At 53.3% G+C, this 19517-nt stretch carries 16 protein-coding genes; 10 read left to right on the forward strand and 6 right to left on the reverse strand.

Annotated elements, in window-relative coordinates; all coding sequences use genetic code 11:
* The first annotated feature begins 5 nt into the window (after positions 1-5).
* From rapZ to tmpT, 8 genes are all read left to right on the forward strand, one after another.
* On the forward strand, positions 6-887 hold the full coding sequence (gene rapZ / locus GQ52_RS03960; protein WP_047515380.1) for an RNase adapter RapZ: 882 nt from the start codon (positions 6-8) through the stop codon (positions 885-887).
* 24 nt (positions 888-911) lie between these two features.
* On the forward strand, positions 912-1319 hold the full coding sequence (locus tag GQ52_RS03965; protein ID WP_019881015.1) for a PTS sugar transporter subunit IIA: 408 nt from the start codon (positions 912-914) through the stop codon (positions 1317-1319).
* A 12-nt stretch (positions 1320-1331) separates the two neighbouring features.
* The gene (locus tag GQ52_RS03970; RefSeq protein WP_019881014.1) at positions 1332-1601 is read left to right on the forward strand and encodes an HPr family phosphocarrier protein; all 270 of its coding nucleotides are present in this window, start codon (positions 1332-1334) and stop codon (positions 1599-1601) included.
* Positions 1602-3353 carry a phosphoenolpyruvate--protein phosphotransferase gene (gene ptsP / locus GQ52_RS03975; protein ID WP_047515384.1) on the forward strand — a complete coding sequence of 584 codons (1752 nt, stop codon included), beginning with the start codon at positions 1602-1604 and terminating at the stop codon, positions 3351-3353.
* Between the two features lie 127 nt (positions 3354-3480).
* Positions 3481-5511, forward strand: a complete 2031-nt coding sequence (locus GQ52_RS03980) for a M3 family metallopeptidase (protein WP_047515386.1) — start codon at positions 3481-3483, stop codon at positions 5509-5511.
* Positions 5512-5575: 64 nt separating this feature from the next.
* Positions 5576-5887, forward strand: coding sequence for a hypothetical protein (locus GQ52_RS03985; protein WP_019881010.1), 312 nt, complete (start codon positions 5576-5578; stop codon positions 5885-5887).
* A gap of 180 nt (positions 5888-6067) precedes the next feature.
* Positions 6068-7315, forward strand: a complete 1248-nt coding sequence (locus GQ52_RS03990) for a hypothetical protein (protein WP_019881007.1) — start codon at positions 6068-6070, stop codon at positions 7313-7315.
* Between the two features lie 53 nt (positions 7316-7368).
* Positions 7369-8007: a thiopurine S-methyltransferase gene (tmpT, locus tag GQ52_RS03995; RefSeq protein WP_047515388.1), complete on the forward strand. Its 639-nt coding sequence runs from the start codon at positions 7369-7371 to the stop codon at positions 8005-8007.
* On the opposite strand, the gene GQ52_RS04000 is transcribed toward tmpT, so the two are convergent.
* Positions 7990-8661, reverse strand: coding sequence for an HAD family phosphatase (locus GQ52_RS04000; RefSeq protein WP_024930345.1), 672 nt, complete (start codon positions 8659-8661; stop codon positions 7990-7992). The genes tmpT and GQ52_RS04000 overlap by 18 nt on opposite strands.
* Positions 8662-8920: 259 nt before the next feature.
* Between GQ52_RS04000 and GQ52_RS04005 the strand changes: the two genes are divergently transcribed.
* Entirely contained in the window at positions 8921-9814 is an 894-nt protein-coding gene (locus GQ52_RS04005; RefSeq protein ID WP_047515394.1) for an N-acetylmuramoyl-L-alanine amidase, read from the forward strand.
* A 163-nt stretch (positions 9815-9977) separates the two neighbouring features.
* On the opposite strand, the gene GQ52_RS04010 is transcribed toward GQ52_RS04005, so the two are convergent.
* From GQ52_RS04010 to GQ52_RS04030, 5 genes are all read right to left on the reverse strand, one after another.
* Positions 9978-10865 (reverse strand): transglutaminase family protein, encoded by an 888-nt coding sequence (locus GQ52_RS04010; protein WP_047515398.1) that lies wholly within the window; start codon positions 10863-10865, stop codon positions 9978-9980.
* A gap of 9 nt (positions 10866-10874) precedes the next feature.
* Positions 10875-13415, reverse strand: a complete 2541-nt coding sequence (locus GQ52_RS04015) for a circularly permuted type 2 ATP-grasp protein (RefSeq protein WP_047515400.1) — start codon at positions 13413-13415, stop codon at positions 10875-10877.
* A 77-nt stretch (positions 13416-13492) separates the two neighbouring features.
* The gene (locus GQ52_RS04020; RefSeq protein ID WP_047515402.1) at positions 13493-16783 is read right to left on the reverse strand and encodes a DUF2126 domain-containing protein; all 3291 of its coding nucleotides are present in this window, start codon (positions 16781-16783) and stop codon (positions 13493-13495) included.
* Positions 16784-16899: 116 nt separating this feature from the next.
* Positions 16900-17745 carry an SPFH domain-containing protein gene (locus GQ52_RS04025; RefSeq protein WP_047515403.1) on the reverse strand — a complete coding sequence of 282 codons (846 nt, stop codon included), beginning with the start codon at positions 17743-17745 and terminating at the stop codon, positions 16900-16902.
* A 47-nt stretch (positions 17746-17792) separates the two neighbouring features.
* Entirely contained in the window at positions 17793-18230 is a 438-nt protein-coding gene (locus GQ52_RS04030; protein ID WP_024930339.1) for an NfeD family protein, read from the reverse strand.
* 63 nt (positions 18231-18293) lie between these two features.
* On the opposite strand from GQ52_RS04030, the gene GQ52_RS04035 reads away from it, so the two are divergent.
* On the forward strand, positions 18294-19508 hold the full coding sequence (locus GQ52_RS04035) for an FAD-binding domain-containing protein (RefSeq protein ID WP_047515405.1): 1215 nt from the start codon (positions 18294-18296) through the stop codon (positions 19506-19508).
* Positions 19509-19517: the final 9 nt, after the last annotated feature.

Here is a 19517-nt window from a genome sequence, read left to right on the forward strand (position 1 = left end):
CGCGTATGCAATTAGTGATTGTCACAGGGTTATCCGGCTCTGGTAAAACCATCGCTTTGCGTGTGTTTGAAGACAGTGGTTATTACTGTATTGATAACCTGCCTGCCACCTTACTGCCGCATATTCAAAACCACGTCGCTGACCGCGATGCGGCAAAAGTCGCTGTCAGTATTGATAGTCGCAGCATTGCCATTGAGTCGTTGCCGGATATTTTGCAGACCCTGAAAGCGCAAGGCATTGCCGTGCACCTGCTGTTTCTGGATGCAAGCCTGGAAACCCTGGTTAAACGCTTTTCCGAAACCCGGCGCAAACACCCGCTGAGCACCCCAGACCAGGCACTGTCCGAAAGTATTAACCACGAACGCGACTTGCTCTCCGGCCTGAATAACCTCGGCCATCATGTAGATACCAGTAATTTGTCGGCCAATGCCTTGCGCCACCATACGCGTGACTGGATGCTGCAAATTGAGCAAAGCTACCAGGAAGCGCGGCCAGACGCACTGGTGTTATCGTTTATTTCATTCGGCTTTAAACATGGCATCCCGCTGGATGCTGACTTTGTATTTGATGTACGCAGCCTGCCTAACCCGCATTACGACCCGATTTTGCGTCCTTACAATGGCAAGCAGGCGCCAATTCAGCAATTTTTGCAAAACGAAGCCATGGTGCTTGAAATGCAGCGTGACATTCAGCACTATATAGAAAAATGGCTACCAAGCTTTTATCACGACCATCGCAGCTATGTCACCATTGGCATCGGCTGTACCGGGGGGCAACACCGTTCCGTCTATCTGGTGGAACAACTGGGGGCATATTTCAAGCAACAGCATCAAGTCATGATACGTCATCGTGAATTACAAGATGCCCATGCCACGGCTACCCTTTAAACTACGGAGTCTGAGAGCAAAATTATGATTGGTGTATTGATTATTGCGCATGGCAGCCTGGGCCCAAGCCTGATCGACTGCGCAACCCATGTGATGGGTAATCGCCCGGCACAGCTGGATTTCCTGGAAATCTCCAAGCATGACGATCCCGCCAGCGTACTGCCTAAAGCGCAGGTACTGGTCAAGCAACTTGATAGCGGCCAGGGCGTGCTGGTGTTGTCAGATATTTATGGTGCGACACCATGCAATATCGTCACCCGCTTGCTGACACCCGATGAAATCGAAGGCGTAGCCGGTGTTAACCTGCCCATGCTGGTACGTGTGTTGAATTACCGCCATGAAGGCCTGCACTCCTGTATCCAGAAAGCCCTGAGCGGCGGCCGCGATGGCGTTGTCCACTTTACCAAAACCACTTGTCACCACGCACAATAATATTCACTCCCTATGGTCAAACTTTCTCTCGAAATCATTAACAAACTCGGCCTGCACGCACGCGCCTCTACCAAATTCACCCAAACTGCCAGTCAGTTCAAAAGCGAAGTCTGGGTAGAAAAGAATGGCCGTCGCGTCAATGCCAAAAGCATTATGGGGGTGATGATGCTGGCTGCCGCCAAAGGCAGCATCATCGATATCGAAGCCACGGGGGCAGATGAAGCGCAAGCGATTGCTGCCCTGCAGACCCTGGTGAACGACTACTTTGGTGAGGGCGAATAATTGACCAGTTTCAGCATGCACGGCGTGGGCGTTTCCAGTGGCATTGCCATTGGCCATGCCCACCTGATTTCCCATGCCCTGCTGGAAGTGGTGCACTTTAAAATCGAGGCTGATGGTGTTGCCGAAGAAATCGCCCGTTTTGAACGTGCCATTGACCTGGTCAAACAGGATCTTGAACAACTCAAATCCCAGCTCCCCAAAAGTGCGCCTGCCGAACTGAGTGCATTTATCAACACCCATTTGGCCATGCTATCGGACAAGTCACTCTCCGAGGCACCAAAGACAATTATCCGCAATGAATTATGCAATGCCGAGTGGGCGCTCAAGCAGCAAATGGACGATATTGTTGCCCAGTTTGATGCCATTGAAGACGCCTACCTGCGTGAACGCAAACAGGATGTGGTGCAAGTTGTCGAGCGCGTGATCAAGGTATTGCTGGGCCGCGACCAACTGGCGGCCAGCGAAAAGAAACTGCAAGCCAGGCAAGAGCGCGCCATGATCCTGGTGGCGCATGATGTTTCACCAGCGGATGCGATCCAGTTTAAACATCACCAGTTTGCGGCCTTTATCACCGATGTCGGCGGCGTTACCTCGCATACCGCCATCCTGGCACGCAGCCTGAATATTCCATCCATTGTGGCGCTGCAACGTGCCCGCGATTTAATCAACGATGGCGAGCTGATGATTGTCGATGGCGCCGCAGGCGTGGTCATCGTCAATCCGGATCCGGAAGTCCTTTCCGAATATCAACTCAAACAAAACCAGTGGCAACTGGCGCAGCAAAAGCTGCAACTGATCAAAACCACCAAAGCGGTTACGGTGGATGGTATCGCGATTGATTTACTGGCCAATATTGAAGTGCCGGAAGACGTGATTAGCGCTAAGGCCTCAGGTGCGGTGGGCGTCGGCTTGTACCGGACCGAGTTTCTGTTTATGAACCGCGCAGAGATGCCCGGCGAGCAGGAGCAGTTTGAAGCCTACAAACATGTAGCTGAGGCGATGAGAGGCCACCCGGTGACCATCCGCACGCTGGACATCGGTGCCGACAAGCAACTGAATCCGGACGAAGTGGTGACTGCGACCAACCCGGCACTGGGTTTACGTGCCGTGCGCTATTGCCTGGCAGAACCGCATATTTTCCACAGCCAGTTCCGCGCCTTGCTACGCGCCTCGCATTATGGCCAGGTCAAAATCCTGATTCCCATGCTGTCGACACTGGCCGAACTGCGGCAAACCAAACTATTGCTGGAACGAGCCAAAGAGTCACTGCGCCAGCAAAAAATTCCTTTTGACGAACAGATCCAGCTGGGTGGCATGATAGAAATCCCTGCCGCCGCCATTAATGCAGACGCCTTCGCGCAAGAGCTGGATTTTCTGTCCATCGGCACCAACGACCTGATTCAATATACGCTGGCGATTGACCGCGCCGATGATGCCGTCGCGCATTTGTATAACCCTCTGCACCCGGCGGTGCTGCGCCTGATGCAGATCACGATTCAGGCCGCGGCAAAATATGGCAAATCGGTCTCGGTCTGTGGTGAGATGGCAGGCGATATCAAACTGACGCGCCTGCTGGTCGGCATGGGCATGCGCCAGCTATCCATGCACCCGGCACATATTCTGAGCGTGAAATCGCAAATCCTGCAGAGTGAAGAAAATATACTGTCCAAGCAGGCCAAGAAAATCCTGTCATTCAATGACCTGGAAAAAATCGTACCGCTGATTAAAAAATATAACGGTGAGTTGCTTTAGCAAGGGGTGCACAGCCTCTTGCATTTAGTAAACTCATCACCATCATCAATATATACAATCACCCAAACGCGAACATTTGGCCAATAATAGGCCTCTATCAGATATTGCAACCCTCAAAGGATACGTTGTGAGCACTAATCCATTACTCGTTTTTAACGGCCTGCCAAAATTCAATGACATCCGCCCCGAGCATGTGTCGCCGGCGATTGACAGCCTGCTGGCTGAAGGCCGCACCCTGGTTGAGCAATTAGCCACAGCAACGGACACCCCTGACTGGCAAAACTTTGTGCAACCGATCGAAAACTATTCGGAAAAACTATCGCGTAGCTGGGGACCGGTTGGCCATATGAATGCCGTGGTCAATACGCCAGAACTGCGTGAGGCTTACAATGACAACCTGGCCAAACTGACTGATTTTTATAGCGACCTGTCACAAGATGAGCGCCTGTATAACAAATATAAAGCCATTCAGGCCAGTGCAGGCTATGCCACACTCAGCCGTGCGCAGCAAAAAATCATAGACAATGAAGTACGCGGCTTCAAACTGGGCGGCGCGGAATTGGCAGCAGCAGAAAAAGTCCGCTTTAAAGCCATTGCCGAGCAACTGTCTAAATTGGGTAGCAAGTTTGAAGAGAACATTCTCGATAACACCAACGACTTTAAACATGTGGTCGCAACTGCGGACGAACTCGGCGGCTTGCCGGAAGACGCCCTGCAAGCGGCAGCTGAAGCCGCCAAGGCCGAAGGCAAAACAGGCTATCTGTTTAGCCTGCACTTCCCGTCCTATATGCCGGTGATGCAGTATTGCGAAAACCGCGCACTGCGCGAAATACTATATCGCGCCTATGCCACCCGTGCCTCAGAATTCAGCAAGCCCGAGTGGGATAACACCCACCTGATTGCCGACCTGCTCAAACTCAAACGTGAAGAAGCACAACTGCTGGGCTTTAATAATTATGCCGAGTTGTCACTGGCGACCAAGATGGCGGATACACCAGCACAGGTGATCGACTTTTTGGATACGCTGGCCAAGCGCGCCAAACCATATGCCGAGAAAGACATGGCAGAGCTTAAGGCCTACGCCGAAAAGCTCGGTTTTAGCGATATGCAAGCCTGGGATGTGGCGTTTATCAGCGAAAAACTGCGCGAAGAGAAATACGCCTTCTCCGACCAGGAGGTCAAACAATACTTCCCCGAAGACAAAGTGCTGGCGGGACTGTTTAAAGTGGTGGAAACTATTTTTGGCGTACAAGTGCGTAAAACCGATGCGCCGCTGTGGCATAAAGATGCCGGCTTTTATGAGATCAGCGACCAGCAGCGCCAGCCGATTGCCTACTTTTATATCGACTTGTACGCGCGCCAGGGCAAGCGCGGGGGTGCCTGGATGGACGAATGCATTACCCGCCGCAAAACCGCCAATGGCATTGAGTTGCCAGTCGCTTACCTGACCTGTAATTTCTCCGCCCCGGTCGGTGACAAACCGGCGCTGTTTACGCATGACGAAGTGATTACGCTGTTCCATGAGTTTGGTCACGGCCTGCACCACATGCTGACACAAGTCGATGAATACAGCGTGTCTGGCATCAAGGGCGTGGAATGGGATGCTGTCGAACTGCCGAGCCAGTTTATGGAAAACTTCTGCTGGGAGTGGGACGTGTTGCGCCATATGACCGCCCACGTGGAAACTGGCGAGCAATTGCCACGCGCCCTGTTCGACAAAATGGTCGCGGCCAAAAATTTCCAGGCCGGCATGCAAACCGTGCGTCAAATTGAATTCTCATTGTTTGATATGCGCCTGCACAGCACGTTTGACCCCGCTGGCAAACAAACCGCTCTGGATATCCTGGCACAAGTACGTGATGAAGTGGCCGTATTACGCCCTCCAGCATGGAACCGTTTCCCGAACAGCTTTAGCCATATTTTTGCCGGTGGTTATGCCGCGGGCTATTACAGCTACAAATGGGCAGAAGTATTATCCGCCGATGCCTATAGCCTGTTTGAAGAATTGGGCGTGCTGTCTGAAACAGCGGGTAGCCGCTTTAAAAACGAAGTGCTAGCGCAAGGCGGTGCCCGCCCGGCCATGGAATCGTTTGTTGCCTTTAGAGGCCGCGAACCCAGCATGGATGCCTTGCTCAGACATAACGGTATGAGCCACTAACGCAACCTCAAGCCAGGTCTCGCCAGACTTGGCTTTTTAATTTACTTTATCCAAGGACGCCTTTATGTCACACACTGCGCGCTGGCTTTTAATTGCCATATGCTTTGCCTCCTCTTACAGTTTTGCCAGCCAATCTGCCGACGACGATATTCAAGCCAAAACGCCAGAAGGCGACGAGGTAGTCCTGCACTCCAACGGCTATTGGGAGTTTAAAGACGCCAAAAAGGCCGCGGTGGCCAAAGTCAAAGTGGAAGAATTTGAGCGTAGCAATGGCTGTCCGCTTGGTATGCGCCCGAGTTTTCTCGGCATGGGTCGCTGTATTTCATATGATGACCCTATCCTCAAGCGCGGCTCATTAAGTGGTAAAAGCCGTTGACCATTCAGACAGCAAGAAAGCACTAAAACAGGGCAGCCATGGCTGCCCTGTTGCATTTTGTGTGCTGCGAAGCACCCATCACTTTCATGCCAACTCACTGATAGCAATTGGTTTTCTCCGGCAAAGCCAAGTGGAACGCGCCTTGCTTAAACATGGTTTTACATTTAATGTTGAAGCACCATGATTAACTCACTCGACTTTGCCCGCCACGGCGACAAACAAAACTCAGCTTTTTTTGAGGAGTATTTACAGAAGCTGCTTGAAGAACGCGATCAGATGGGCCTGACGGAGATGATTCAGGAAATTGATGCGCTGATGATCACGGTGGACCCGGATCATTCAATTCAATATATCGCTGAATTGTCGCTGATGACCTCCTACCATTACCTGGTCACGCTGGAGAGTGAAAAGCACTGGACGCATGTGTTGCGTATAGACCTCAACTCGCCAGACTTGCTGGTACGCGAGGTCAAAGACCCCAATCTGCGTGGTATTTTCCGTTCACTGAATGAAATTTACCCGGTGGGTGCGCGCAAACCCAATAGCCGCTATATGGGCGAGATTATCCGCGTCAGCAATATGCATGAGGTGGTCAAATTACAGGAAGAGCGCGAATTCCGCTTTTTCACGCAAGACGAGGTACGCAAACTGGAGCTGCCTGGCAATGTGGCGATCAGCAAGCCGTCGCCGTATACGCATAATATCGTTGGCTATATGAAACGTGATCCTGGCGAACTGCGTGTGTATTCGCTGGGCATTAGCACCATACGCACCGATGTGCAGGCCGCGTATGAGCAAGCCAAAGACCAGCAAGCCAAGCTGCGTATAGACGACCTGATTCTGCCGGTCGACCATCTGGCCACGCGCGTCTATAGCCAGAACCGTGAAGTGGCGATTCTGGAATACCTGTCCTGGTCCAGCTATTTTTTCTGGGGCGCTTACAATATCTGGGACCAGAACTCTTCAACCAATGTCACCAAGAGTGTGCATGGTTTTGCCGAAACCAAGAGCCCGGCCAAAGTATTCACCGCCAACAACACGCCCTACTTTGTGAATCATCTGGAAAAACTGCCCTCGCCGACCGAAACCTTTGTGCGCAACTATGGCCCGCGCTTGCACCACATTGCTTTATCGGTGAAAGACGGCACGCGCGATGGCAAGGAAAATATCGACTTTGTCGTCAATGCCATTGCCAGCCAGGGCAAAGGCTTTTTGCTGGATGTGATCGGCTCGAAAGAAGAAGGGCTGAAACAGATATTCTCCAATGCCTCGGAGCATTCATCACTGATTATTGAATACGTGCAACGCTACGATGGCTTTGATGGCTTTTTTACGCGCGACAACGTAGCCAAACTCACGGAAGCTGCAGGCGTAGAAGAAGGCGTGCTGGAAGCGCAAGCCAAACTGAGCCAGCTGGCCGGTAAATAAGCTGGCCAGCGTCATGCCTTATACTGGGTGCGATTCCATCATCTGAACACCCTATGCATCACGACTTCTGGCATCAGCGCTGGCAACATCAGCACATTGGCTTTCATTTAAACGCGGTAAATCCGTTTTTATTGGCGCACTTTCACGCACTAAACTTGCAACCCGGCCAACGTGTGTTTGTCCCCTTATGCGGCAAAACGCTGGATATTCACTGGTTATTGACGCAAGGCATGCAAGTTGTGGGAGCTGAGCTCAGTGCATTAGCGGTGGATGCATTATTTGCTGAGCTTAAACTCACACCAAAAGTCACACAAGCAGGTGGCCTCAGGCACTATCGTGCCAAACAAATAGAGATATTTCAGGGTGACTTTTTCGCACTCCCCCAAGACCAGCTCGGCACCGTGGATGCCACCTATGACCGCGCGGCCCTGATTGCCTTGCCAGACGAGATGCGCAAGCAATACTGCCAATCCCTGATGGCCATCACGCAAACGGCTCCGCAATTGCTGGTCAGTTTCCAATATGACCAGTCCTTAGTGCCCGGCCCGCCCTTTAGCGCCCACAAAGAAGAAGTGGCCACCCACTATCAGGCACATTATGTGCTGACAGAGCTAGCCAGCATCACGATGGAAAAAGGCTTGAAAGGACAGTATCCGGCTGAAGAAACGGCCTGGCTACTCAGCCCGCGCTAAGACACAACCGGCCAGGCTGTCATGTTGCTCCAGCCAGTGTTGCAGGCTTTCTACGACTTGATGTGCATGCGCTCTTACCAGTTCGCTTGGCTGCCGCAGATCTGGCACCACTACCACGCGCAAACCTGCGGCAATCGCTGCCTGTGCACCCAGTTCGCTGTCTTCAAACGCAATACACTCCTCTGCGGACAACCCCAGTTTTTCCAGCGCCAATAAGTAAATATCCGGGTGAGGTTTACCGCGTTTCACTTCCTGCCCGCTGGTGACATGGCTGAAATAATCCAGCACACCGGTGTGCGTCAAGCGATGAGTGATATGCGGAATCGGCGAAGAGGATGCCACACTGCAGACAATGCCTTGTGACTGGTAATACTGTAACAAGGCCTGTGCGCCATGTTTGAGCGGAAATGCATGATCGCGCAGTGCTAGAAACGCATTCAAGCCCTGCATCACGTGCTGGAAGTTAGCTTCGCTGCCCAACTGTTGCGTCATCAGCCGCGTGGAATCCGACCATACCCGCCCTACCAGCTCGACATATTCGGCCTGGGTATAGGTGATGCCGATAGTAGCTGCTGCCTGGATGCAGCCTTGCATAATAATGCGCTCGGAATCGATCAGCAGACCGTCCATGTCAAAAATAGCCGCTTTAATCACTGACAACGCTCATATGCAAATAAAACCCTATTTTACCGCGACTGAGTTGCGGCTAAACACACACTTTTCAGCATATATACGTTTATTTGTCGCCAACATCCAGTCAAATCAACACAACTTAACAAAGGGTGGCTAATATAAAAGCACATGACACCAGCACACCGGCGGCTCATGCCATACACAGATCGCCACAGCAGCGTGGATGAACAGGTGGCGGCACTTCAATCGACAAAGTATCAAATCGTAAAGGAGCCCCACGATGGACAAAGCAAAACTATATACCTTGCGCTGGTCAGCCATGCAAATTGCCAGACTGTCTGCCGACCCGAAAGTGGATGCACTGGCACTCAGCCAGATTGAAATACTGTCACAATTGCTGGAAGAACCGGTCCCCGAAGAGTTCAGGCCGCCGGAACCACCTCGCCCCAGTTTGCATCCGGAAGCAGTGGTCTCTGAAAAAAAGCGCTATCCGCTCGGCGAAAGAAAGCTGTGGTATCCAGAAGCCGTCGTACGCACGGACATTAAACGCGCGGCACAGGGTGAATACCCCAAATCCTATCCCTATGGCGCCATCGTGCATTTCACCGCCGGACAATATACCAAAGGCCTTGAAAATGCAGTGAGTGCCATTGCGGGCAGCCCGTATTTCTTTTGCTGCATCAGCACCGACGGCAAACTGGTGCAAGCTAATCCTCTCAACCAATGGGGCTATCATGCTGGCGAAAGCGCCTGGACCATCGCTGGTGAAAAACGCAGTGGCGTCTCTAACTTTCTGGTGGGTATTGAAATCACCAATCCCGGGCGGCTCGAAGTACATAACGGCAAGTATTACACCTATTGGGATACCAGTCACAAACAGCCCATAGACACCAAAAAAGTACGCGTGATTGATCAAAACACCGACAACATGCTGGCCGGTGCTTACTTGCCTTATAGCAAAGCGCAGGAAACCACGCTGATTGAGTTTCTGCTATGGGCCAAAGCAAACAACCCCAGCGTGTTTGACTTTGACTATGTACTCGGCCATGACGAAGTGGCTGGCCCCAAAGGCATAGGCCGCTGGCGCAAAAATGACCCGGGCGGTGCGCTGTCAATGACCATGACTGAATTCAGGCAATTACTCAAGGACGAATATAAACAGCGCTATGGTTAGTATGCGCAGGCAAAAAAACGCCCCGACAAGTCGGGGCCAATCGTAGACTTTACTACTGAATCTACGTCCTCACAGGGGGTAGATTAAACGATGCGCATGCCTCCAGAGTTGACTCACATCAAACCGCCTGCTGAAAACGCTGCAAATCGTGCTGAGGGTAAAGCTAAACCGTAGCGTATTCTAGCGGCGTCACCGTGACATTCACGGTCAAATGTTGCTGACCACCACCCAGCACGACGCCACGCATGGGGGACACATCACTGAAGTCGCGACCCCAGGCCACGGTAATATGCTCTTGCTGCACCAGGCAGTTATTGGTCGGGTCGAAGTCTACCCAGCCATACACCGGGCAATACACCGACACCCAGGCATGTGACGCGTCCGCACCAACCATACGCGGCTGCCCTGCGGGCGGGTGTGTGAGGATATAGCCGCTGACGTAGCGGCATGACAGCCCCAGTGAACGCAAGGCACCGATCATCAGGTGGGCAAAATCCTGGCAAACACCGCGACGACCTTTGAGCACTTCATCCAGCGGTGTGGAAATATCTGTCGCTTGCGGGTCAAACTCAAACTCGGAATAGATATGCTGGGTGAGTGCCATGGCGGCGTCCAGCAACGACCGTTGCGGGGTGAAACACTGGCGCGCAAAGCTGGCCAGCGCCTCGCTGACTTGCACCTTCGCCGTGGCATAAACAAAAGGCGTGGCGCTTAAATGTTGCGTAGCCTGCAATTGCAAGGTGTCGTGCACGCTTTCCCAGGCCGGGCTTTGTAATAGTTCAGCCAAGATAGGCCGCGGCTGCACATCCACCTGAAACCGCGACGTCACCCCCAGTGACTCATGTGGCACCAATAAGGTGACGTAATCATTATGATTACCAAAAAAATCCAGGCGCCGTGATTGCTCAGCCGGCACCGGCTCACAGACCAGCGTATAAGACACGCACTGCTGAAAATCCGTCTGGCGCGGCATCATATGCAATAACTGCTGTGACTGGATCACAGGAATATCGTAGCTGTATAGGGTTTGGTGCTCGACCTGATAGCGCATCGCCAGTCCTTAATAACGCGGTATCACCAGCGGACTGGCATAACTGAAAAAACGCAGACTCAGCCGGTCTGACAAAGTGAGTGTGACGGCATAAGTGCGGTTAAGCCACTCGGCCAGTGCGGCATTCCCAACCGTAAAGCATTGATCCGGGTCCAGTTGCAGCAAGGCTTGCCAGCAATCATTGAGCTCAGTAGCAATGCCGCCAGCGTTATCTTGTGCATCCATTTCTTCCAGGTATTTCACCAGGCCTTTAATCTGGAACACCACAGAATTAGGGTTATTATCGTCCATCAACAGCAGGTCCAGCACCGGCAACCATTCCGGCTGTGCCGCGTAACGGGCACGGTAAGTCACCAGGTTATTGGTCACTTGCAACAACCACTCTAGGTTGCTGTGCTGCGGCATAGCAAGTGCGCGGCTGAGCAACACACACATAAACTGCAAGCGCTCAATACGCCGCCCGAGTGACATAAAGCGCCAACCGAGGTCACGCGTCATCCAGTCCATGGCAAAGCCGGTGAGCGTGACAAAATGATTGATGGCCTGCTCAATGTAAGACAGAGCGTCTTGCAACGTGGCATGCTGGTGACGGGTAATAAACAAACGCGACAACACATTGACGGTACGCCAGTGGTCATTCGAAATGCGCTCACGCAGGTTAAATGCCTGCTGGAATAATTGCTGCACACTGGTGGCCAAGCTATTGGATTGTTGTGAAAACACGGACTGGATCAATAGCGGTTCAATATCATCGTCTGCCCATGGCTGCCAACTGGCTAAGGCCTCCTCGTCCTCGGGACAAGGCAGTAAATCAAACCACTGACACAAACCCTGCATGGTGATCCACTCGCCATCGCGCATTTCTGGCGTGTACTCAAGCAGAGCCCGGATCGTGGCACGCAACATCATAGCTTTTTGCAGATTGCGTACCGAGTAGCGGCCATACCAGAACAGGTTTTCCGCCATGCGGCTCGAGAGATAGGCATTCTCGCGCACCAGATCCTGGCTGGAATTGGTTTTGCGCAACAGGCTGAATGGCGGCTGGCTATCATGTGACAACACCCAGGTATCTTTGCTGGTGCCGCCACGCTGCATGGTCACCACGCGCGCATCCTTGCCACTGGCAACCCGGGACAAGCCGCCGGGTAAAATCGCATAACCATTTGGTGTAGCAAACGCATACACACGCAGGCTCACGGCGAGCGAACCGATTTGCGGCTGATGCTGATGGCTGGTGAGTACCGGCGCATGCGAAATATCCACTTGCTCCTGGGCAATATAATGATCAGGCTGCGCCCGTAGCCGCTCAATCAACGACTCTTTTTGGCTGGGATTTAAGTCCTCACCAAAAATGGGCGAAGACCGCACCTGCGGGTAAGCCGGTTTGATCACCAGGTCATCCAGATGCTGGATCACATATTCCAGCGCAGCGGGTTCACCACACCACCAGGTGCCCACCGACGGCATACGTAGCGCCTCGCCTAACAATGACTGGCATAAATTGGGTAAAAATCCGAGTAAAGCGCCAGATTGCAACAGGTTGGCGCCAAGCGCATTGGCGATCAGCACATTACCCAGACGGGCGGCCTGCGTCAGGCCAGCCACGCCCAGCAATGAGTCGGCATTCAACTCCAGCGGATCACAATAATCATCATCAATACGGCGCAAGATGGCATGCACCGGCCGCAGCCCGGCAATGGTTTTTAGCCAGACAATGCCATTGCGCACGGTGAGGTCGCTGCCTTGTACCAGTGGGTAGCCCAGATAGCCAGCCAGGAAGGACTGCTCATGATAAGTCTCGTTATAAGGTCCGGGAGTCAGAATAACCACCAACGGAGGCTCCCCTTGCCCCAGTGCGGCAATGCCAGGGACAGTCTGCGCCTGATTATCAGCCACCCGGTGCCCCCAGTGCGCCAGACTGTCGCGCATGCTGGCAAAAAATCCACTCAGCCGCTCAATATTCAAGTCACGGAACAACTCTGGAAAAGCACTCGAAATAATGGTGCGGTTTTCCAATGCATAACCCGCACCCGTCGGTCCTTGCGTACGGTCAGACACCACCCACCATTGGCCGTTGGGCGCACGCGCAAGATCGACCGCATAGTGATGCAAGGCGACATTATCGTAATGCGGTATGCCGACACATGACGGCAAAAAGCCGTTATGGCCGTAAATCAAGGCTGGTGGCAATTGACCGCTGGCCAATAAACGCTGCTCGCCATAAACATCAAGCAATACCTGATTAAGCAAAGTAGCCCGCTGCGCCACCGAAGCAGCAATGTGTTGCCATTCGTCCTGCGGAATAATCAGCGGTAGTACATCCAGGTCCCACGGACGTTGTACGCCATGCGTATCGGCGTAGACGTTATACGTCACGCCGTTATCCCGCACCTGCCTTTGCACCGCCTCAATGCGTTTGCGCATCGCTGTTGGCTCTTCAGACTCAAGCTGTGCCAACAGCGCTTGCCAGTGCGGGCGCGCCTGGCCGTTGCTATCCAACAGTTCGTTGTAGCGGTCAGAAAAATAAAGCTGATTAAGCACTGATTGCATGCTGGGTAAGGGGACGATCAAAAGCCATTAGTTAACAAGATATATACATTTAGATGACACTCAGTGTAACAGGATGTTCAACCATTAGCCTGCCAGCGCAGGTCCAGGGTGAATGGAAAACGCGGATTGGGTGGCTCTTTTACCACATCCACCTTGCCTGGCGTATGTCCATGCGCCCAGAAACGGGCAAACCGGCGCGCTTCTGCTTCATTGGCATTGACCGGAAAAGTACTGTAATTGCGCCCACCTGGATGTGAGACATGGTAAGTACATCCCCCCAGCGACTTTTGACTCCAGGTGTCTACCAGGTCGAATACCAGCGGCGCCTGCACCGGAATGGTCGGGTGCAAGGCGGACCAAGGATTCCAGGCACGGAAGCGGATGCCAGCGACATATTCCCCGGCATTGCCTGTCGCCTGCAGCGGCAGCGGGCGGCCGTTACAGGTCACCACATGGCGACCATCCGTCAAGCCGCGCACCCGCAACTGCATGCGCTCCACAGATGAGTCCACATAGCGTGCCGTGCCGCCGCCAGATACTTCTTCGCCCAGCACGTTCCAAGGCTCTATGGCCTGCCGTAACTCCAACTCAATACCGTGATAGGCAACCGTACCATAGCGTGGAAAACGAAACTCAATAAATGGCTCAAACCAGCGCTGCTCAAAGGCATAGCCTGCCGCGCGCAAATCAGCCACCACATCAGCGATATCTTGCGCCACAAAACTGGGCAGCATCCAGCGATCATGCAACTCAGTCCCCCAATGCACCAATTTACCGGCGTAAGGTGTTTTCCAGAAACGGGCGACCAACGCACGTAATAATAAGCTTTGCAGCAAACTCATGCGCGCGTGCGGCGGCATTTCAAATGCCCTGAACTCGACCAGACCCAAACGCCCGGTCGGTCCATCCGGCGAATACAGTTTGTCGATAGAAAACTCGGCCCGGTGCGTATTGCCGGTTAAATCAACCAGCAAATGCCGCAGCAATCTGTCAACCAGCCAGGGCTGCTGACTCTCCTCACCCGGCGTCAGCATTTTCTCCATCTGCTGGAAAGCAATGCCCAATTCATACAAATTATCGTCGCGTGCCTCATCCACACGCGGTGCCTGGCTGGTGGGGCCAATAAACGTACCTGAAAACAGGTAAGACAAGGCCGGGTGATTCTGCCAGTAGGTAATCAAACTGCGCAGCACATCCGGGCGGCGCAGCATGGGGCTGTCTGCCGCCGTCTCACCACCCAAGGTGACATGGTTACCGCCGCCGGTGCCTGTATGGCGCCCGTCCAGCATAAATTTCTCTGTGCCCAACCTGCACACACGCGCCGCTTCATACAGTGTACCGGTATTCGCCACCAGTTCCGTCCAGCTTTTAGCCGGGTGGATATTCACTTCAATGACGCCAGGATCCGGCGTCACGCTGAGTAATTTCAAGCGGCTATCGCGCGGTGGCGTATACCCTTCCAGCCACAATTTAAGCTTGAGGTCGGCAGCTGTTTGCTCGATTGCACTGAGTAAATCGAGGTAGTCTTCCAGGCGCGTCACCGGCGGCATAAAGATATACAGGCGCCCTTGCCGCACTTGCACGCACAAGGCAGTGTGAATCACCTCGCGCGCCTTGGGCTGGATGGTCTTGTGTTTAAGCCTGACTTTGGGCGTATTGGTATCGCCCAGCACAGCTTGTTCGGCAAACGAATCCAGGGTAAATGCTGGCTCAATATCAGCCGGCAACTGCCAGGGCAATGAAGACAATGGCAATCGCAAGCCCATCGGTGAGTCGCCAGCCAATAAATAAAGATGTTCACGCCGCAGCGGCCACTTACTGGTGAGCCACTCACCAGCCGCCTTTGATTCTACTGGCTTTAACGGCATCACATAGCCGACCACCTTGCCCAACCCTTGATTCAGCACATTGGCCAATCGTTTGCGTTCAGCGCCATCGGTCAAATCAGCTTTAAGCGGATCCACATTGTGCGATAACTGCTGCTCCTGCTGCGCCAACGACCAGACATCCTCATAAGCAGGCACCACACAGGCGCGCGGGAAACCCAAGATATCGGCCAAATGCGAGACAAAGGCCTGCGCCTGCTTGGCGGTGTAACCATTATTCTCTGACTCAACAGAAAACAGGCTGACATCGCGCCACACTGGCTTGCCATCTGGCCGCCAGTAGATATTAATCGCCCAGCGCGGCAAAGGCTCACCGGGATACCATTTACCCTGACCGTAATGCAGGAAGCCATTGGGGGCAAAATGTGCCTTGAGCCGCGATGCCAGCTCACCCGCCAACTGCCGCTTGTGTTCGCCCAATGCCAGCGTATTCCACTGCGCGCCATCCATATCATCAATCGACACAAAGGTCGGCTCACCCCCATGCGTCAAGCGTACATCCATTTTGGTCAGCTGTTTGTCGACCTGCTCGCCGAGCTTCACAATGGCCTGCCAGTCCGCTTCACTATACGGCTTGGTCACACGCGGATCTTCATGAATGCGGGTCACCGACATCTCGTGGTGAAAAGTGACTTCAGCGACATCGGTAAACCCGACCACCGGCGCCGCAGAAGAAGGCAATGCGGTGCAGGCCAGCGGAATATGCCCTTCACCGGCCATCAGGCCTGAGGTCGGGTCCAAGCCGACCCAACCGGCGCCAGGAATAAACACCTCGGTCCAGGCATGCAAGTCGGTAAAATCCACTGCCGTACCACTTGGCCCGTCCAGCGCCTCAACATCGGCTTTAAGTTGTATCAGGTAACCGGACACAAAACGTGCAGCCAGGCCAAGGTTGCGCATAATCTGCACCAGTAACCAGGCCGAATCGCGGCAAGAACCCGTGCGCTTTTGCAAGGTTTCTTCGGGCGTTTGAATGCCTGGCTCCATGCGCACGGTATAGCCAATATCGCCTTGCAACCGCTGATTCACCGCGACCAGAAAATCCACGATGCCAATCCCGGGTTGCACCACCTGCTGGCGAATGTGCGCCATCCAGCCTTGCAACAAAAGCGTCATCGGCTCAGCCTGCAAATAAGCGGTTAACTCAAACGCCTGTTGCTCGGTGTAATTGAACGGAAAGTGTTCAGCATACTTCTCTACAAAGAAATCAAACGGATTGATCACCGTCATGTCCGCCACTAAATCGACCGTAAAGTCGAGCTCGCGCACCATTTCGGGGAATACAAACCGGGCGATGTAATTACCGTAAGGGTCTTGCTGCCAATTGATAAAGTGTTTTTCAGGCTTCACGCTCAGTGAATACGACAACACAGGCGTACGTGCATGCGCGGCAGGCTTCAAGCGGACTTCGTGAGGAGACAGATTGACCAGGCGGTCGAACTTGTAACTGGTGCGGTGATGCAAAGCAACGCGGATAGCCACTGCTACTCCTTATTAGAATTATGGTTCTGAGCAGTGAGATGCAGGAAATATGCCAGTTGCGCCAGCATAAGCGCTAGCGCAACCGAAGGAGATTTTTTAAATCACTAGTTGCAGCACTATTTACCGCCGCCTACCAGGCTTTTCACGGCGCTGACGACATCGCCTGGCATGACCACAATTTTACTGTTATTGGAGTCAGCCATTTTTTGCAAGGACTGAATGTAGCGATCCCCCAATAGAAAGGTCGCTGAAGCATTATTTTCTTTCACCGCCTCAGCAATCATCTTAATCGCCTCAGCGGAGGCATTCGCACCCACCATTTGCGCCTCGGCATCTTTACGCGCCGCTTCCAGGCGCGCTTCCGCGTTCAGAATCAACGACTGTTTGGCACCTTCCGCCTCGGTCACCACCGCCACACGCTCACGCTCGGCAGCGGCTTGTCTTTCCATAGCGTCCTGCATATTGGCAGAAGGTTTGATATCCTGAATCTCGACGCTTTTCACGGTCAGGCCCCAATCCAGCGCCTCATCGGCAATAGCTTCCTTAAGTTCGGCCTTGATGCGGTCACGCGAAGTCAACGCGTGGTTTAAATCCATGCCGCCAATAATCGAGCGCAAACTGGTTTGCACCATATTGCGCATGGCTTCGCGGAAGTTTTCAATACCATAGACGGCGCGTTCGATATTAGTGACTTTGATAAACGCCACGGCATTGGCCAGAATCACCGCATTATCGCGCGTAATCACCTCTTGCTCTGGCACATCCAGAATAATGTCCTTGGTGGTGACTTTGTAACTGACTGTACTCAAAATCGGGTTAATCACATGCAAGCCTGGCACTAAAATGCCAGCAAACTTGCCCAGGCGCTCAACTACCCACTCTTCACCTTGCGGCACAATACGCACGCCTTTAACGATGGCGATTACCACTAATACGATCACAATGACACTGACTTCGGTCATGACAACTCCCTTAATTCAAACCAAATATTCATTCAAACATTGATGCGCTACAAAGGCGCCACACGTAAACTGTTGCCTTCAACGGCAACCACTTTTGCCGCTTGCTGCTCGGCAATGTCTATATTGGCATAAGCCACCCACTCGCGACTGCCCAGCACCCCCTGGCTAAAACGTATCTTGCCTGGTTGCCGCGGTGAAATCGCCACAATCACAATGCCTTCGCGGCCAATCTCCTCGCCTTGTGCCTGCCCGACACGCAAGACGGGTTTACGTTTTTCCAGCTTGCGCATGACGGCCAGCGCCAGCGCCGACAACACGGCATAGTTCAATGCTTGCAAGGCGAGTGGCATCTCGCTAAAAAACGCACACAACATAGCCATGACCAACGCGGCGATCCCCAGCCACAAAAGGTACAAGGTTCCAAGCAGCATTTCCATGCACAGCAGCACGAGCCCGAGCCCACACCACCCCCATAATGTCGTCATTCGCACACCCTTCCAACGAAATTGCAACTCATGGTATCACTAGTTGTGTCAGAATGGTGCGTTATGAACCCGCCTGTTCTCCTCACTCTCGCTGCAGACCGTGCTGAGCGCCTACAGCAAATCAGCGAATGTTTTCCGCAAGCCACCGGGCCAGACTTGTCCCAGGCCTGGCAAGGCGGTCGCGCGGCTGCATTGCAGAAATTATCTGCCGTGGATGCGGAAGGCTATGCACGTAGCCGCAACCAACTCACCGGCGCGGTGACAGGGCTTTCGCCCTACTTGCGCCATGGCTGCCTGTCGCTGCCGGAAACCGTGGCAGATATTCATACCCGCTTTGGCAAACGTGCGCACAAGCTGACGGCGGAGCTCAGCTATCGCGATTATTTCCGCCAGGTATGGTACCGGTTTGGCGCAGCGATCATGCAGCCCATGGAGTCACCAAAAGTGGCTTTAGGTGAGAAACCCATGCCAGACTTTATTCCGCAGGGCTTTACCGGGCTAGTGTGCATGGATGAAATTGTGCGTCAATTACAGCAACATGGTTATGTACACAACCATGCACGCATGTGGTTTGCAGCCTATGTCGTCCATTGGCTAAAAATAGACTGGCGACAAGTCGCAGACTGGTTTGAAAGCCAATTACTGGATGGTGACACCGCGTCCAACCACCTGTCCTGGCAATGGATTGCCTCCAGCTTCAGCAACAAGCCCTATCTCTTTAACAAAGAAAATCTGATCAAATTTGGTGGGGAGCCCTGGTGCAAGCAATGCCGTGTCGCCTGCCCGTTTGAAGGCAGTTATGAGCAACTGCATCAACAACTGTTTACGGATGCCGTGACCGCTGATAAACCGGTCACACACCACCTGAACCCGCCTGAACCCGAACCGAAAGGCGTCGCCAGCCTGGTGTGGATTCATGATGAAATGCTGTCACCATCGCACGCACTGCATGCATTCAACTTGCCTGCCGTGTTTGTATTTGATGCAGCCCTATACCAGCACTGGCCACTCAAACGGCTGCAATTCATGGCCGATTGCCTGTCTGAAATGCCAGGGGCAGAGGTGTGGCTGGGAGAAACCAGGCAAGTATTGGCGCAGCGTGCGCAGGGGCGCATCCTTACCCAGGATACCCCGCAACAAGCGCTTAAACAGGCTGCTAGCGAACTGAATATTGAGTGGCGCGCAGAGCCTGGTTTGACAGATGCCTCATTGAGCGACCATCAACTGATGCGTTTTAGCCGTTACTGGAAAGCCGTCGAGCCTACACTGACGGCTTAGTTTACGCAA

It is taken from the genome of Methylophilus sp. Q8 (assembly GCF_000800115.1).
Taxonomy (GTDB): domain Bacteria; phylum Pseudomonadota; class Gammaproteobacteria; order Burkholderiales; family Methylophilaceae; genus Methylophilus.

What these genes read in the sequence shown, in the direction of transcription:
- rapZ (WP_047515380.1), top strand. Translation starts at nt 6, where the DNA reads ATGCAATTAGTGATTGTCACAGGGTTATCCGGCTCTGGTAAAACCATC.
- GQ52_RS03965 (WP_019881015.1), top strand. Translation starts at nt 912, where the DNA reads ATGATTGGTGTATTGATTATTGCGCATGGCAGCCTGGGCCCAAGCCTG.
- GQ52_RS03970 (WP_019881014.1), top strand. Translation starts at nt 1,332, where the DNA reads ATGGTCAAACTTTCTCTCGAAATCATTAACAAACTCGGCCTGCACGCA.
- GQ52_RS03985 (WP_019881010.1), top strand. Translation starts at nt 5,576, where the DNA reads ATGTCACACACTGCGCGCTGGCTTTTAATTGCCATATGCTTTGCCTCC.
- GQ52_RS03990 (WP_019881007.1), top strand. Translation starts at nt 6,068, where the DNA reads ATGATTAACTCACTCGACTTTGCCCGCCACGGCGACAAACAAAACTCA.
- tmpT (WP_047515388.1), top strand. Translation starts at nt 7,369, where the DNA reads ATGCATCACGACTTCTGGCATCAGCGCTGGCAACATCAGCACATTGGC.
- GQ52_RS04005 (WP_047515394.1), top strand. Translation starts at nt 8,921, where the DNA reads ATGGACAAAGCAAAACTATATACCTTGCGCTGGTCAGCCATGCAAATT.
- GQ52_RS04010 (WP_047515398.1), bottom strand. Translation starts at nt 10,865, where the DNA reads ATGCGCTATCAGGTCGAGCACCAAACCCTATACAGCTACGATATTCCT.
- GQ52_RS04015 (WP_047515400.1), bottom strand. Translation starts at nt 13,415, where the DNA reads ATGCAATCAGTGCTTAATCAGCTTTATTTTTCTGACCGCTACAACGAA.
- GQ52_RS04025 (WP_047515403.1), bottom strand. Translation starts at nt 17,745, where the DNA reads ATGACCGAAGTCAGTGTCATTGTGATCGTATTAGTGGTAATCGCCATC.
- GQ52_RS04030 (WP_024930339.1), bottom strand. Translation starts at nt 18,230, where the DNA reads ATGACGACATTATGGGGGTGGTGTGGGCTCGGGCTCGTGCTGCTGTGC.
- GQ52_RS04035 (WP_047515405.1), top strand. Translation starts at nt 18,294, where the DNA reads ATGAACCCGCCTGTTCTCCTCACTCTCGCTGCAGACCGTGCTGAGCGC.